General features: G+C 61.9%; 13 protein-coding genes. 7 read left to right on the plus strand and 6 right to left on the minus strand.

Annotation, left to right across the window (positions count from 1 at the left end):
• Positions 1-32: 32 nt before the first annotated feature.
• Entirely contained in the window at positions 33-530 is a 498-nt protein-coding gene (locus ACTFPK_RS03690; protein WP_274733648.1) for a lytic transglycosylase domain-containing protein, read from the minus strand.
• Between the two features lie 176 nt (positions 531-706).
• On the opposite strand from ACTFPK_RS03690, the gene ACTFPK_RS03695 reads away from it, so the two are divergent.
• Positions 707-1,069 carry an Rv2175c family DNA-binding protein gene (locus ACTFPK_RS03695; RefSeq protein WP_274733647.1) on the plus strand — a complete coding sequence of 121 codons (363 nt, stop codon included), beginning with the start codon at positions 707-709 and terminating at the stop codon, positions 1,067-1,069.
• Positions 1,070-1,127: 58 nt separating this feature from the next.
• Here the strand turns inward: ACTFPK_RS03695 and ACTFPK_RS03700 are convergent, their stop codons facing one another.
• Positions 1,128-2,168, minus strand: a complete 1,041-nt coding sequence (locus ACTFPK_RS03700; protein ID WP_274733645.1) for a polyprenyl synthetase family protein — start codon at positions 2,166-2,168, stop codon at positions 1,128-1,130.
• Between the two features lie 106 nt (positions 2,169-2,274).
• On the opposite strand from ACTFPK_RS03700, the gene ACTFPK_RS03705 reads away from it, so the two are divergent.
• On the plus strand, positions 2,275-3,555 hold the full coding sequence (locus ACTFPK_RS03705; RefSeq protein WP_274733644.1) for a hypothetical protein: 1,281 nt from the start codon (positions 2,275-2,277) through the stop codon (positions 3,553-3,555).
• A gap of 245 nt (positions 3,556-3,800) precedes the next feature.
• Positions 3,801-5,573, plus strand: a complete 1,773-nt coding sequence (locus ACTFPK_RS03710; RefSeq protein WP_274733643.1) for an RNA polymerase sigma factor — start codon at positions 3,801-3,803, stop codon at positions 5,571-5,573.
• On the opposite strand, the gene ACTFPK_RS03715 is transcribed toward ACTFPK_RS03710, so the two are convergent.
• Positions 5,521-6,294 (minus strand): 3'-5' exonuclease, encoded by a 774-nt coding sequence (locus tag ACTFPK_RS03715; RefSeq protein WP_274733641.1) that lies wholly within the window; start codon positions 6,292-6,294, stop codon positions 5,521-5,523. The genes ACTFPK_RS03710 and ACTFPK_RS03715 overlap by 53 nt on opposite strands.
• Positions 6,295-6,375: 81 nt before the next feature.
• Between ACTFPK_RS03715 and ACTFPK_RS03720 the strand changes: the two genes are divergently transcribed.
• A complete protein-coding gene (locus ACTFPK_RS03720) occupies positions 6,376-6,570 on the plus strand; it encodes a DUF7455 domain-containing protein (RefSeq protein ID WP_026428827.1) in 195 nt (64 codons plus the stop codon).
• A gap of 114 nt (positions 6,571-6,684) precedes the next feature.
• Here ACTFPK_RS03720 and ACTFPK_RS03725 read toward each other — a convergent pair whose 3' ends face one another.
• Positions 6,685-7,149, minus strand: a complete 465-nt coding sequence (locus ACTFPK_RS03725) for a GNAT family N-acetyltransferase (protein WP_274733639.1) — start codon at positions 7,147-7,149, stop codon at positions 6,685-6,687.
• 224 nt (positions 7,150-7,373) lie between these two features.
• Between ACTFPK_RS03725 and ACTFPK_RS03730 the strand changes: the two genes are divergently transcribed.
• Both ACTFPK_RS03730 and ACTFPK_RS03735 read left to right on the plus strand, forming a co-directional pair.
• Positions 7,374-9,497 (plus strand): DNA gyrase/topoisomerase IV subunit B, encoded by a 2,124-nt coding sequence (locus ACTFPK_RS03730; RefSeq protein ID WP_439911132.1) that lies wholly within the window; start codon positions 7,374-7,376, stop codon positions 9,495-9,497.
• Between the two features lie 55 nt (positions 9,498-9,552).
• Positions 9,553-10,587 carry a hypothetical protein gene (locus tag ACTFPK_RS03735; protein ID WP_016442644.1) on the plus strand — a complete coding sequence of 345 codons (1,035 nt, stop codon included), beginning with the start codon at positions 9,553-9,555 and terminating at the stop codon, positions 10,585-10,587.
• Positions 10,588-10,675: 88 nt separating this feature from the next.
• Here ACTFPK_RS03735 and ACTFPK_RS03740 read toward each other — a convergent pair whose 3' ends face one another.
• Positions 10,676-13,108, minus strand: a complete 2,433-nt coding sequence (locus ACTFPK_RS03740; RefSeq protein WP_439911133.1) for a DNA gyrase/topoisomerase IV subunit A — start codon at positions 13,106-13,108, stop codon at positions 10,676-10,678.
• Between the two features lie 77 nt (positions 13,109-13,185).
• Between ACTFPK_RS03740 and ACTFPK_RS03745 the strand changes: the two genes are divergently transcribed.
• A complete protein-coding gene (locus ACTFPK_RS03745; protein ID WP_439911134.1) occupies positions 13,186-14,358 on the plus strand; it encodes an alkaline phosphatase family protein in 1,173 nt (390 codons plus the stop codon).
• 75 nt (positions 14,359-14,433) lie between these two features.
• Here ACTFPK_RS03745 and sepH read toward each other — a convergent pair whose 3' ends face one another.
• Entirely contained in the window at positions 14,434-15,681 is a 1,248-nt protein-coding gene (gene sepH / locus ACTFPK_RS03750; protein ID WP_439911135.1) for a septation protein SepH, read from the minus strand.
• Positions 15,682-15,751 lie beyond the last annotated feature (70 nt).

A 15,751-nucleotide genomic window follows, 5' to 3' on the forward strand; every position in this document is an offset into this window, starting at 1 on the left:
TTAGGGTAGCGTGCTGCTGGGAAATGCCGCGTTTAGAAACTCTTTGCTGCACGCAAGACCCGCAGCACATATTTTTGGGTGGAGGGATAGGGCCCCGCCTCCCGCAGGCGCGCCAGACCCTGGTAGTAGGCGGCAATCGCCTCATGTGTGCTGGTGGTGTGGCGCTGCAAATACCGAATAATGGCGATCCCTGCGGTGATGTTATCCGCGGGAATGAGCCAATCCAGATCACGACCGACCATCCGCCCCGCCCACCGCGAGGCGGCGGGAATTAACTGCATCACACCTGCCGCACCTTCCGGGGAGAGCGCGCGGGAATTAAAACCGGATTCGATATAGGCATGCGCCATTGCAAGCCGAGGATTGACGCCCATGAGCGCCGCCGTATCACGCACCATCTTCTGCGTATCGGCCCGACTCGGGGCGATAATCGCATTCAAACGCGCCGCGATTTCCGCGTGCGATAGTTCGTAGCGCGGGGCAGGTGCCTGCGCCCGTAAACGCGCAAGATTCGCCTTCGATCCCACCATTTCTCACTTCCTGGCCGGGGCGGGGGACATTCGATAGCGTCCCGGCCGTTGTTCCACTTGTGACAATAGTGCACTGTTGTGAAAATGTCACCAGATTGTGACGATTTTGTAATGGCGACGACGCCGCGCCCTTGCCCACCGACGCGCATGAGCGGCGCCGGCATTAAGATGGAACTGTGGAAAAAGAGATAACGAATGTGACCTGGTTGAGCCTCCCGGAGCTAGCGGAGTACCTCGAGACTGATCTGCGCACGGTCCGCTCCCAACTGCGCGACGCCCGTTTCCTGGCGGTGCGGCGTGGGGACAATAACGCGCTCTACGCCGACGCGGGACAATTCGTGATGAAAGACGGCAAGCGCGTGCCCCTGCCCTCGCTGCGCGGCACCATTATTTCCCTGCGCGATGCCGGATATAGCGACGACGAGGCGCAGGAATGGCTGCGGCGCTTCGATGCGGAATTACGGGATACCCCGCTGAGCGCACTCATTGCCGGGCACACCCACGCGGTCCGCCGCGTCATCGCCGGCCTGGCTTTTTAGTTCCTCGCTGGCCCGCTTCGGTGTGGCCACGTTCGTGCGGGCCGATGCGCCTCGTGGACTAGTGGGTGCGCGAGCGCAGCCGCTGCAAGAGTTCGCCCAGGCTCTCGCGGGCGGCCTCATTCAGCCGCGGCAAGATAGCACGAGCACTATCCTCACGCTGGCGGATCATGCTTTCCACGTGAGCACGCGCTCCCGAGCTTTCCATAAGATTTTGGGCACGAACGACGTCGTCGCCCTCCAAGGGCTTCCCACGCAAGGACCGCAGCCACCGGGCATCCGCCTCGGTTACCCGCTCTAGCGTTTCGAGGAAGAGGAACGTGTTTTTCCCTTCGGTGAGGTCATCGCCGGCGGGTTTACCGGTAACGGCCGGATCCCCGAAAATGCCGAGGATGTCGTCGCGCAATTGGAAAGCCTCACCGAAAGGCGTGGCAAAAGCTCGTAAATCTGCGATTGTTTCCGGCGCGGGCTGCCCGGTGAGCGCGGCTCCGATGAGCAGCGGGAACAGCGCGGAATACGACACCGTTTTATGGGTAATGATCGCGCTAATATCCTCCCGGGTAGCCGCGCGGGTATATTCGCAGCGGATATCGAGGAACTGGCCGATGCCCACGTCCTCACACATGGTGAAGAAAGGCTCAAGGGGAGCGGTGCGCCCGGCACTCACCGCCTCCTGGGAAGCCAGCGCCAGCACAGCATCGCCCACAATAAGGCCGGCCCGCAAACCGTAGCGCTCGGGGGAACCATCCCACCCGGACGCTCGGTGATAATTCTCCAGCTCGGCGTGCACCGTGGGTACCCCGCGGCGGGTGGCAGAAGCGTCAATAATATCGTCGTGAATAAGGGCCGCGAGCTGGAAAAGCTCCACGGCAGCTCCCAAACGCACCGCCGCCACCATATCCGCACAGTCGGGTTCGGGCAGAGCGGCGAGCATTCCCGCGCGCACAAGCCGGGCCCGGGTGCGTTTACCGCCGGCTGCAAGGGCGGTAACCGTATCGATGAAATCCTCCACCTCAGGCTGATCCCAGCGCCGCAACGAATCCAAACGCGCCTCGATACGGCTATCGACCCCGTTGGTGAAATCGCGAGTGCTCCACTCCATTGCTCCTGCTCCGCTTCTTTATCCACAGATTCGTGAGGTGCGCGCCCCATCCACAGGGTACCGGCACTCGCCAGCACGTGCCGGCTGAAGCTGGTTATCTAGCCCTATGGACACGATCACACTTCATCATCCACGCGATGCCCTCGCTGTTATTCCCCATCTGCTGGGCTTCCACCCGCGCCACCACTTCGTACTCTTCGGGGGAAGCCCGGAATTACATCGGGCCGTGGGCCCGGAGGGTGAGGCACTCCCGCAATGGTTCGGCTCGCTGGAATCTTCTAAGCGGCCAGAAGTTGCTGTGGCCGGGGGTGAAACGCCACTTATCCGCCTGGATCTGCGTGCCGGCCCTATCTCACCCTATGTTGCCCGGCAGATATCTGACACGGTAACTGCCTGCCGCATGTTCAGCTGCGTGGCGGTGGTCTACTGCCCAGATTTTGTTCGCTTCGCACATACCCGCGAATTTGCCTCGGTGCTGGCCCTCCTCGAACTGCTGTGCGCCGCGCTTTCCCGGCTCTGGGATAGCAACCCTGGCACTCGCGATGCGTGGAGTCTTGATTTTTTTATTGCCGATAACGAAGGGTTTATGGATATGGGAGAAGAAACATTTTGCCGCTGGGAAGAACTCGAATCTACCGAGGCTGCGGCTACTCTCGTGTATAAAGGCTCGGCACCGCTGGAGGAAGAACCGCGCCGCGATATCGTCAAAGCCAGTCCCACCCGGATGCGCAATACCGCCGTGGCGCTGGAAGAAGCGCGCGGGGAGCCGCTCACCGCACTGGAAGAGCATTGGGATATGCTCCTCGCTCGGGTGGTACGCCGCCGCCAGGCGGGCCCACCGCGCCTGACCACCCGCGAAGCGGGTCGGGCCCTGGCCGGGCTCGTGCACATTCCCATTCGGGACAAAATTTTGCAGGTGTCTCTCGAACATGATCCGCTGTTGCCCATGTCTTCGGTGGATCCCGCTTCGGGTTTTGCTACCGGGATAGGGGAGCGCCCCAATATTGTGCGAGCTTTGGGGATGATGGCACTTCTGGATGAATTAGCCCGCCTAGCTCCGGATGGGGTAGAGGTTCCTTATGTGTGCTCAGCGTATTTAGCCTGGTGGGTGGGGCAAAATTCCATGACCGCGCTGCGTGCTCAGGAAGCCCTGGAGATCAACCCCGGCTCGCGCCTGGCACGCATGCTCAAAGATGCTGCCGCATGGAACGCGCTGCCGCCCTGGCTGATCGGCCCGAATGAAGGCGGGAGGAGCTCTCGCGCCGAAGCTGGCGGTGAAAGTGGAGGTGCGGGTGAGGACGGAGGTGAAGATGCCACACCTCGCGCTCTGGCCGATAGCGATCCCGAAGCCGTGGCCGATAGTGGCCCCGGCAGTAAAGCGGCGTAAGTAGCTACGTGCGGGAAGGTACCAGTGCCCCCCGGGGAAGGTACCAGTGACCCCCCGGGGAAGGCGGGAGACCTAAGGTGGGAGAACTATAGTCACCGAATATAAGAATATTCTGTGATGATCGGCACGTTAGGGAGGGTGGGGAACAAAAGGCGGGTCGGGCGCGTTCCGCTAAGTAGCTCTTTGGGGTGGATACCCCGTGCCGGTTCTCGGCATTCGTTGATAACACTAGGGAAAGGTCTCACGTGGCCACAAAGTCTGCCAGTGCACAAGAAACCGCTGCCGTGGAAAAAGACACCGCGGCCTCCGCATCCGCTTCGGGTACGAAGAAGAAGGCGGCCTCTCGCTCTTCCAGTCGCACGGCATCGGCCACCTCGGCAGCTTCCGCTTCTGAAAGCACCACGGCTGCGAAGAAGCCGGCGCCTAAGAAAGCCAGTGCTACCAAGGCCACCACTACCAAGAAGGCAGCCTCCAAGACAAGCGAATCGAAGGCGGCCGAATCCAAGGCATCTTCTTCCACCAAGAAGGCCGCTACGGCGAAAACCACCGCGAAGTCCACCGCCTCAAAGTCCACCGCGGCAAAGAAGACGTCCGCGAAGAAGGCAGCGGCTGAAAACGAGGTGCCGGAAACCGCATCTGCCGCTACGGAGGCTACCGCGGCCGGCACGGAATCCACCGAAGATAAGCCGGCGGCTAAGAAGCCTGCCACCCGCAAGACTTCCGCGAAGAAGGCAACTTCGAAGGCAGCTGAATCCAAGACAGCTGCTGCCTCGAAGAAATCCACCTCGAAGCGTGCCACCGCTAAGCAGGAAGAACCCGAAGATCCCGAAGAACATGAGGATCTCGAGGATGAAGATTTCGACGTCGACGCTGAAGATGTTGATGCCGAGGATCTTGACGACGATCTCGAGGATGACGAAGACACCGACCACGATTCCGAGGACGCTGAAGAAGAGCCCGAGGAAGAAGAGGACGAAGCCGATAAGGAAACGGATAGCGCCGCTAAAACGGAAACAACCGGGCGTAACTCCCGGGGTGGTTTCACCGTTAAGGACTCTGATGATTCCGATGAACCGGCGGTGCGTGTTCATGTTGCCGGTGCCACCGCGGATCCGGTCAAGGATTACCTCAAGCAGATCGGTAAAGTTCCCCTGCTCAACGCCGCGGAAGAAGTGGAACTCGCCAAGCGAATCGAGGCGGGGCTCTACGCGCAGCACCTGCTGGATCAGGGAAATCTCGATAAGGAGAAGGATCACGCCTATATCCGTGAACTGCGGATTATCTCCCGTGATGGCAAGCACGCCAAGAACCACCTCCTGGAAGCTAATCTTCGCCTGGTAGTTTCTTTGGCTAAGCGCTACACGGGCCGGGGCATGCTCTTCCTTGATCTTATCCAGGAAGGGAATTTGGGGCTGGTGCGCGCCGTTGAAAAGTTTGACTACGCCAAGGGCTACAAGTTCTCTACCTACGCCACCTGGTGGATTCGCCAGGCCATTACCCGCGCGATGGCGGACCAGGCCCGCACTATCCGCATCCCGGTGCATATGGTCGAAGTTATCAACAAGCTCGCGCGGGTCCAGCGCCAGATGCTCCAGGAACTCGGGCGGGAACCAACCACCGAGGAACTGGCGAAAGAACTGGATATGACCGAAGAAAAGGTCGTCGAAGTTCAAAAGTACGGGCGCGAACCGATTTCTTTGCACACACCGCTGGGTGAAGATGGCGATTCCGAATTCGGTGACCTCATTGAGGATTCCGAAGCGGTGGTCCCGGCGGATGCCGTTGGCTTCACCCTGCTCCAAGAACAGCTCCATCGCGTTCTCGATACCCTATCCGAACGCGAAGCCGGGGTGGTTTCCATGCGCTTTGGCCTTACCGACGGCCAGCCGAAAACCCTGGATGAAATTGGTAAGGTCTACGGGGTTACCCGCGAGCGCATTCGCCAGATCGAATCCAAGACCATGTCTAAGCTGCGCCACCCGAGCCGTTCGCAGGTGCTGCGTGACTACCTGGAGTAAAGCTAGCAGCGGCAGGTTCCGCGTGGCCCCGCGGGGCGCGGCGTTTGCAGCGCACGCTGCGGAACTCCACGTCGAATAACGGGGTGGGCCATATAATCTCAGCGGCGTGGCGGCGAGCATCGTCCCACGCCGCTGCTGTTATTTCCCGGCCATCTCTACTACGCGCGCGGGTGGCGTAGCGCTGCCCCCGCGCCTCCCGGCGCAGATACTCAGCCAGGAGCCGCCCGCACATGCGCGCATCCGTGATGGCGCGGTGGTGTTCTTCTATCGCAATCCCGGCCCGCTGGGCCACAGCCATGAGGGAGTGGCGCCCCTCGGGAAGGTAAATACGCGAGAGATCCATCGTGCATACCGCGGCGTTGCGGGGGATATGTAGTGGGCTGCCCGCCCGGCGAAAAGCCTCGTTGAGAAAAGCAAGATCGAAACGGACGTTGTGCGCCACGAGGATACGCCCGCGCAGCAGCCGTTCCACCTGGGGGAGAAGTTCGGAAAACGACGGCGCCTGCGCCACTTCCGCGCCGCGCACCCCGTGAATTTCCGTGGCTCCCATGGGCCGCAACGGGTTCACCAGGCTCTCCCATTCGCGTTCCGGGCTGCCCTGCTCATCCAGAAGCACCACCCCGATCTCCACAATTCGATCGGTGCGCGCATCTAAACCGGTGGTTTCCAGATCGAGGGCGGCATAGCCCAAAGAACTACCGTGTGCGTGAGAAAGAGCCATGCGTTCAGCTTACCGAGAGCACGGGCCTGAGGTGATCTTCTCCTCAGGAATAAGCGCGCCCTTTTATGCTTTGATAGGTATGTGAGTACTACATTGACTGAATTAGCTCCCTTGACCGCGCAGGATCGTTGCGATGCCTGCGGAGCCCAGGCCTACGTTCGGGTACGCCTGCCCTACGGAGAACTTTTCTTCTGCGGCCATCATGCTTCCCAGCACCTCGATAAGCTGCGTGAAGATGCCCTTGAGATTCAAGACGAACGCGAAAATATCGCCTAACCTCGCTTCGATCTCAACACGAGCGGCCCATCCGGGCCGCTTTTTCGTGGCCAAATCCCGGCTCAGGGGTATCTGAAAGCTCAGCGGCGTTCCTCCATAGTCCCCTGCGATTACCTACGCTGGAAGGCGCTTCATATACAGAAGAGGGAACGGACGTCCTTCCTCATCAACATCGCTGCGTTTGTACGTGCTAAATCCGTGATGAGAATAAAATCCAACCGCCAGCGGGTTCTGTTCATTGACGGTTAGCTCGGTGACCCCGTACCTATCCACGGCTAGATTCAGTAGCCGTGCCCCAAGGCCGACGCCGCGCGCCGGAGCGGCAAGGAATAACATTTCGAGGCGGTGGGCCGCTACACCCATAAACCCGACGACGCCTCCCGTCCGATCCTTCGCGACCACCACATGTTCAATTCCCGTGAATACCTGCGGTAAATCCTGCCGGATCTGATCGATATCGGCTTCAGATAAAAACAGGTGGGTCGCGCGTACCGAAGACTCCCATACCTGGACTAGTTCCTCAAGGAGTTCCTCGGTCCTGTGCGATTGAGCTACCTCAACAACGGTCGCGTCTTCCATACGTTTAGCGTACCGGTACCAGAGGGACCTGAAATATTTTAACTGCTGACGTTACGAACCATGCGAAATGCAGGTTAAATCTGCAGCCCTCGTGACTACGAATTGCCTGTCTAGCGCAGGGAAAAATTCACACGCAGCGCAACCGAGAAGCAGTACCACTCACATATGAGGCGCATACGCGCGCCGCTGCGGCTCGCGAACAGCCGTTCGCGTAAACTACCGGTGTGTCAACTTCCGAAGAATACTCAGCTCGTCACCTCCAAGTCCTCGAAGGCCTGGAAGCCGTGCGCAAACGCCCCGGTATGTACATCGGCTCCACGGATTCACGCGGACTCATGCACTGCCTTTGGGAAATCATCGACAACGGCATCGACGAAGCTCTGGAAGGATTCGCCACCCATATCACCGTTACCCTCTATGCTGACGGCTCGGTTGAGGTAACCGACGACGGTCGCGGGGTGCCCGTGGATACCGTCCCCGGGGTGGGGCTTTCCGGAGTGGAAGTTGTGTATACCCGCCTGCATGCCGGCGGGAAATTCGGAGGCGGATCCTATTCCGCCTCGGGCGGCCTCCACGGCGTAGGTGCCTCGGTGGTCAATGCCCTCTCCGCCCGCATGGACGTGAAAGTCCGGCGCGGCGGCAAGATCTACCAAATGCAATTCAAGCGCGGGGAACCCGGGCGTTTCCAGGACGACGCCCAGCCCTCCCCGGAAGCACCTTTCGAAGCTTTCACCCACGGCAGCGAACTCGATATAGTCGGAAAAGTAGCGAAGAAAAACACCGGAACATCCGTGCGCTACTGGGCTGACCCCCAGATTTTCCTGGCCGAAGCAGAATTCTCCTATGACCTGCTCACCGAACGGGTACGCCAATCCGCGTTCCTGGTGCCCGGCCTGACCATCACCATTCGCGATGAACGCGGCCTGGCGGGCACTCCGGGGGAGAACGGCCCCCACGAGGAAGTGTTCCACTACGAGGGCGGCGTCGTCGATTTTGCGGACTACCTGGCCACCGATCCGGCCCTCACCGCTACCATGCACCTCACGGGCAGCGAAACCTTCACCGAAAACGTGCAGGTCCTCGACCCGGAAAGCGGGCATTTGCGCGCCCAGGAAGTTGAACGCACCTGCGAAGTGGATGTGGCCCTGCGGTGGGGGACCGGATATGACACCACCACCGAATCCTTTGTGAACATTATTCGCACGCCCGGGGGAGGTGCGCACCAGAGCGGCTTCGAACAGGGCGTGGTGAAAACCCTGCGGGCCCTGATCGACACCAATTCGCGGCGCCTCAAGCTCACCGCCAAAGATGCCAAAATCGAGAAAGACGATATTTTGGCCGGGATGACCGCGGTTGTCACGGTCCGGTTAGCCGAACCCCAATTCGAGGGACAAACGAAGGAGATCCTGGGGACTGCGGCAGTGCGCCCCATTGTGGCGCGCGTCGTCGCCGCACAACTCCACAGTATCCTGGCGTCCACGAAACGCGACCAAAAAACCGAAACCTCCAGGCTCCTCGAAAAAATCGTGGCGGAAATGCGGGCGCGGGTGGCCGCGCGCGTCCACAAGGAAATCTCGCGGCGCAAAAACGCGCTCGAAAATTCCACTCTGCCCGCCAAGCTCGCCGATTGCCGCAGCGATGATATTGAGCACACCGAACTTTTTATCGTCGAGGGAGATTCGGCGCTGGGCACCGCGAAGTTGGCGCGTTCCTCGGAGTTCCAGGCCCTGCTACCCATCCGTGGGAAAATCCTCAACGTCCAGCGTGCCTCGCCGGCCGATATTCTGCGCAACCAGGAAGTTTCTTCCATTATTCAGGTGGTCGGGGCCGGTTCCGGGCGCACTTTTGACCTCGCGGCAGCGCGGTACGGGAAAATTATTATGATGACGGATGCGGACGTGGACGGCGCCCATATCCGCACCCTGCTGCTCACGCTTTTCTTCCGCTATATGCGTCCCCTCGTGGAAGCCGGGCGGGTTTTCGCGGCGGTGCCGCCACTGCACCGCATCGAGGTGGCCGGGCGTGGCGGGAAAAAGGGCTCGTATATTTATACCTATTCCGAAGAAGAATTGCATCGGGAACTCAAGAAGCTCGAACGCGCCGGGAAAAGCTATAAGGAACCCATCCAGCGTTACAAGGGCCTGGGGGAGATGGACGCGCACCAGCTCGCTGAAACAACCATGGATCCGGCCCACCGAACCCTGCGGCGTATCCGCATCGAGGACGAAGCTGCGCTGCGGGAAGCCGAGTCCGTTTTTGAGGTATTGATGGGTAACGAGGTGGCCCCGCGGCGCGAATTTATTGTCGAGGGCGCCGACGATATCTCCTACGACAAGATCGATGCCTAAGATTCCGGGCCCGCGCTTCGCTACACTTGAGAGTCATACCCGTAAAGGAGGGCTCATGGGTAACGGCGCGATACGGTGGAGCGATCTCACAGCGGCGGATGGCCGCGCGATTTTCACGCTGCTGGATACTCACCAAAGCACCGTGAACTCCAGCTTCCGCACCTCACGCGAAGAAATCGATCTCATGTTTGAGCCCTCGGTTCCGCATAGTGTTTTTGGGTGGTACGACGACGCAGTACCGGTCCGGCGCCTCCTCGCCTTCGGTATCGTGCGCCTCTACGATGCCCGCACCGCACATCCCACGGTTACACTCTCGGCCAGCGTGCACCCCGGGCTGAGCCCGGAGCTGCGCGAACAGGCAGCTCGCGGGGTGCTCGCCGAACAATTGCGCCGGGCTCCGGCCCTGGCGGCCGGAACCCTGCACCCCGTGGCCGTGGCGAATGTGGAAAGTTGGGATCCGGAACGGGGGAGGGCCCTGGCGGCTGCCGGCTTCACCGACCGGCTCTCCTATCTGCAAATGCGCCGGCCGCTCACGCGTGGGCCGCTGCCCCTACCGCCTTCCGCGCATGCTGAGAACAATGGGGTGGAGTTAGTTCCTCTCACACCCGATTGGGACGACGCCGCGCTTCTTGCCCACAATTCTTTTTACGCAGATAAATTGAATTACCCGATTTACACCCGGGAGCAGTGGCGTATTGAATGCGCTTTTATGCGCCGGGAATGGAGTTTCCTGGCGGTGGATACACGCGGGGATCGCCCCCGGGTACTCGGGTGCATTATGACCGCAGCCTATGAGCAGGACTGGCCCGGCCTGGGATTCTGTGAGGGCTATGTTGATGAGCTCGCGGTGCGGGCGGAAAGCCCGGACGGGGTCAATGCCCGCCTGCTGGCTGCCAGTATTGCCGCCCAGGCGGAGAGCGGCATGGATGCCACCACGTTGGATCTCACCGTCCACTACGAGCCGGACGGCACCTGCCTGACCCCCGACAGTGCGGCGCGCCTGAGCCTGTATGAAAGCTTCGGCTTCGAAGTCACCGAACGCACCCGGGTAGTGCACCACCCGCTTCCGGATCTGCCGGCGCGCTCGTAAGGAGCCGCGTTCCGCGGCGGCGCGCGGTGCCTAGCTGCGTGCGAAAGCACGTGCGCCAAGGCGGCCGCGTCGCGTCGTGCCTGCGCGGCTAGCTTCCGATAGCGGCAACCGGGACCGTCAGGGCACTGCCCGAAGCATCCCGCTTCTCTTCAACCTCGGGTAGCTCAACCGGCTGGCCGGAGGCCGTGATGGCGCGCAGTGGCTCCGGGCCGATAGCGGCCAGTGCCACAACATTTTCCCCGCGCAGGAAACGCTGGGCGCGCACCCCGCCCGTACCCCGGCCTTTTGCCGGGAAACGATCCAGGGGCGTGACCTTGGCACTACCCGGTTCGGTACCCGGGAGGGCCTGCGCATTCGAGGCAATCGTGACCACCAGGGAACCGGCAAGATCATCACCGGGCACCACCCCGAGGGCAATGACCTGGGCACCTTCCGCGCAGCGAATCCCGGCAATACCCTGACCGGCCCGGCCCTGCGGGCGCACCAATGATGCCTCAAAGCGCAATAACTGCGCATCGCTCGTGATAAGAACCACCTGGTCGGTATCGCGGGCCAGCGCGCAGCCCACCACGCTATCGCCTTCCGCCAGGGTAATAACTTCCCAGCTCTCCTTATTCGGGTACGCGCCGTTCACCCGCTTAATCCGCCCGTGCGCGGTGGCCAAGGTGAGCACCGGATCACCCTCGGCGGCGGTAAGCGGGGCCAGCCCGATGACACGCTCCCCGGAATCTAGAGAAATTAGATCCACTACGGGGGTGCCCCCGGCTAGCGAGGGAGCCCCCGCGGTATCCGGAAGTGCGGGGACAGTAAGTACATCCAGGTCGATCATGCGCCCGTGGCTCGTCACCACGCCGATATGCCCGCGGGCCGTGGCAGCAACCCGCGAAATAATCGCATCGTGGGCCCGGCGCGGGCCGCCGCGCTCGGGAGCATCGCCGCTTGCGGTGCGCGCCACCAGCCCCGTTCCCGAGAGCAGCACCCAGGTCGGATCATCGGAGACCTCCAGGGGGAGAGCTTGCGGTGCCGCGGCGCTGGCCGCTCCGTCCGATTCCAGCAGCACGGTGCGCCGCGGAGTCCCGAATTGCTGGGCCACCTCCGTCATCTCAGTCGCCACTACCTCCCGCAAACGATCGGGCGACCCCAAGATTTCTTCCAGCTCCGCGATGGTGCGCTCCAACTCCTCGCGGCGCCCTTCCAGCTCAATTTGGGAGTACTTCGTGAGGCGGCGCAGCCGCAGCTCCAAAATATAATCAGCCTGAGCCTCGGACAGATCAAAAACCGCCATGAGCCGCTCGCGGGCCGCCGCGGTATCATCCGAAGAACGAATAACCGCGATCACCTCATCAATATTGAGGACGGCAATAAGTAGGCCCTCCACCAGGTGCAAATCAGATTGCGCAGCCCGCAAACGATGCTCACTGCGCCGGCGCGTCACCGTGATGCGGTGCTTAATCCACACCCGCAGCAGTTCCAGTAGCCCCAGGGTTTGCGGCTGGCCATCAACCAAAGCCACATTATTAATCCCGAAAGAATCCTCGAGCGGAGTGTGCTGGTACAGCTGGGCGAGTACCGCCTCGGGGTGGAACCCATTTTTTACTTCGACGACGAGCCGCATGCCGTGGTGCCGGTCGGTCAGGTTTTGAACCCCGGAGACACCCTGGATTTTCTTGGAGTTAACGGCGTCCTTGAGCTTATCAATGATCTTTTCCGGACCCACAAGATAGGGCAGTTCCGTAATAACAATGCCGCGTTTACGGGCGCTGATTTTTTCGATGCGCGCCGTCGCCCGGGTACGGAAAATACCGCGCCCGCTTTCGTACGCTTCCCGGATACCATCCAAACCAATAATTTTGCCGCCTTCGGGCAGATCCGGGCCGGGGATAAAACGCATAATATCCTCGAGGCTCGCATCCGGGTGGCGCAGTAGATGCTTCGCCCCGTTAATAACCTCAATAAGATTATGCGGCGGAATATTGGTCGCCATTCCCACCGCGATGCCGGAAGAACCATTGACCAGCAGATTTGGGATGGCTGCGGGGAGCACCTCGGGCTGCTGGAGGGTGTTGTCATAATTGGGGACCATATCGACAACGTCCTCGTCGAGCGAGGAAATCATCGCCATGGCCGGGGCCGCTAGGCGGGCCTCGGTATAGCGCGAGGCAGCTGGCCCGTCGTCGAGTGAACCGAAATTACCGTGCCCGTCCACCAGCGGTAGCCGCATGGTGAAAGGCTGGGCGAGGCGCACCATCGCATCATAAATAGCGGTATCACCGTGGGGATGGAGGCGGCCCATCACGTCACCCACCACACGCGAAGATTTCACGTGCGCGCGGTCGGGGCGCAGGCCCATCTGCCCCATCTGGAAGAGAATACGGCGCTGCACCGGCTTGAGACCGTCACGAGCATCGGGCAGAGCACGCGCGTAAATCACCGAGTAGGAATACTCGAGGAAGGAGGTGCGCATCTCCTCCGACACGTTAATATCGACGATATGTTCCGCGGGGCTCGTATTCTTGGGCATTGCTCAATTATCCCGCTTTTTGACCGCGCGCGGGGCGGCGGCGCAGGAGTGTCGGGGCGGAAAGTAGACTGAGAGGCATGACTGAGCTTCCTGTATTGCCCGGGGCGCGCTCCCTGCGTGCCGTCTTGGGTGAATGTTTAGCCGCCTGCGGGGTGCTGCCCGAACCGGAAAACCCTGCGGCTGAAACGGAACGGGTGGATGGCCCCACATCGGGCCGGGCGAGCGTGCTGGACTTGCCGCCGGCCAGCCGGGTCTGCCTCGTCCTCGTGGACGGCCTGGGGGCGGAAAACCTGGCGGCGCGCATCGGCCATGCACCCACCCTGCGTGCCTTGACCGCGCGCGAACCACTCACTTCCACGGCACCGTCCACCACCGCCGCCGCCCTCACCACCCTGGGTACCGGGGCGCTTCCCGGGCGCACCTCGATGCTGTCCTACTCCCTGCGTTCCCCGCGTACCGGCCGTAATTTCTCCCTGATTAGCTGGGAGGATAGCGGGCTCGACCCGGAAGAATGGCAGCCGGTGCCCACCTGGGCGCAGCGCCTGGAAGCCGCCCGCCCCGGCACGGCCACGCAGCTGGGCGCCATCCAGGATCCGGACCACATCGGCTCGGGGCTAACCCGGGCCGCTTGGCGCGGCTTTACCGCGATCGGGGGGCCGGCCCTCGATGACCGGGTCCACCTAGCCGCCCGGTTCCTGCGCGAGGGTGGGCGTTTCGCCTACCTGTACTGGGGGGAAGTTGATCACCGCGGGCACCGCTGGGGAGCCACCAGTGAGGAATGGACCATGGCGCTCGAAGATTTGGACGCCGGTATCCGCCTGCTCACCCGGCTGCTGCCCCCGGATACTCTGCTGGTCCTCACCGCTGATCACGGCATGGTTGATCCGAGTGAACGCATCGATGTAGCTACCACGCCGGCCCTGAGCGAAGGCGTGGACTTATATTCGGGCGAAGAACGCGCGGTGCATCTCTACACCCGGGAACCGGAAAAAGTGGCGGCGCGCTGGCGGGACTACCTCGGGGACCGATCCTGGGTGTACACCAAAGAAGAAGCAATCGCGACCGGCATGTTCGGGCAGGTTACCGCGCAGGCACGCGAAGCTATGGGGGATGTGCTCGCTTTCCAGCGTGGCCACCTGAGCGTGGTCCACACCGGGCAGATGCAGCCGGGGGCCACCTTTATGCGCGGGGTCCACGGTTCGCTTACCCCCACGGAGATGCTTATTCCCCTGCTCCTGGAGCTCAAGTAGCGCCGGAATGCGTAGCGGTGCGCGCGCTCGCGGGTACACGTGGTGCTAGCACGCTAGCACGGGCGCCCGCCCAAGCTAGTCCTTTTTACCGAAGACAATCTCATCCCAGGACGGCATGGTCGGCCGATCGGTGCGCTTGCGCCCGCGCCGTGCATCGGTAGCTGCCTGTGCTGTTTTCTCTGGCGCACTTGCCGGCGCGGTTTTTTCGGCAGTCGGCACGCTAGCCGAGGCAGCGCCAGTCGCACCGCTCGCCTCAGTTGAGGCATCGGACGGTCCGCCATCGGCATCGGAGGCAGCACCCGCACCAGAAACCGTGCCCGCGGCTGAGCTAGCGGCCCCGCTCTCATCTGAAACGGAAGCCGGGCGGAGCACCGGGGCCTGGGTGAGTTCCTCGGGCTCCAGCAGCGCTCGCTGGCCGGGTAGCTGCCCCTCGCGTGAGGGTAGGGAAACAATGGTGGCCGGAGCCCGCAGCTCCTCCTCATCTTCGGGAGCCCGATGTGCCCCGTCCCATTCATCGGGATCGATATCATGATCGGCATCCGGCATGGGGCGTGACTTACCCCGCTGGGAATCAAGCGAGGCCAGCACCTCATCAATAGAGGCGCGCGCCGGGGGAGTATCCGCCGCGCTCGGGAGGGCAGCGGGGGAGGCCGGTACCGCGGCGGGAACCGCCGCGGGCGGCGTCGTACCGGAAAAAACAGGATCCGCAGTTCCTGCCACCACCGCGGGAGTGTGATCCGGGCGCCACGGGCCCGCATCTGCCGTGAGGGAAGTTTCCGACAGCCACGAGGCCTCATCATTGCGGGCCTGAAGAGTATGGCGATCCGTGTCGATAAACCAGCGGGCCTCGTGCTCGCGCCCGGCGGACACGAAGCGCACAATCAGCGCCCAGGGTTGCCCAGCCTCACGCACCGCATCCCAGGTGATCGAGGCGGTATCCACATCGCGGGCAACGAGACGGGATGTGACGAGTTCTTCAACTGTGAAACCTCCCACATCGCGCCCGAGAGTGTAGTTACGGGCCTGCGCGGCGGTGTAGTTACGTTCAGCAATAATGGGATACGCCAGGGCGGAGATGCGTGAGGGAGGTAGCGCGGCCATCTCGGAAATATCGTCCACGCTGCGGCCGGCACGCACGAGAGCTTGGATTTCACGCGGCCCCATCGGGGGGATCTCCTCATCGGGAGTGCTGGGATGGGGATCCTTGCGCAGGGCAGCACGCAGATCATCGGTGACGGGCAGCAGATAGCGATTGCCCTCCTCATCGTTGAGCGTGAGGTTGTGACCGTCGGGTTGCAAGCCGAGCAGCTCCAGCTTTTTCATCTTTTCCCTTACTCTTGGTACCACTCTTAGGGTGCCACCTCCGGGCCCGAAAAGCAGGTATTGGGCGCGG

Origin of the sequence: Actinotignum sp. UMB0459, from assembly GCF_051905915.1 — a bacterium.
GTDB lineage: Bacteria > Actinomycetota > Actinomycetes > Actinomycetales > Actinomycetaceae > Actinotignum > Actinotignum sanguinis.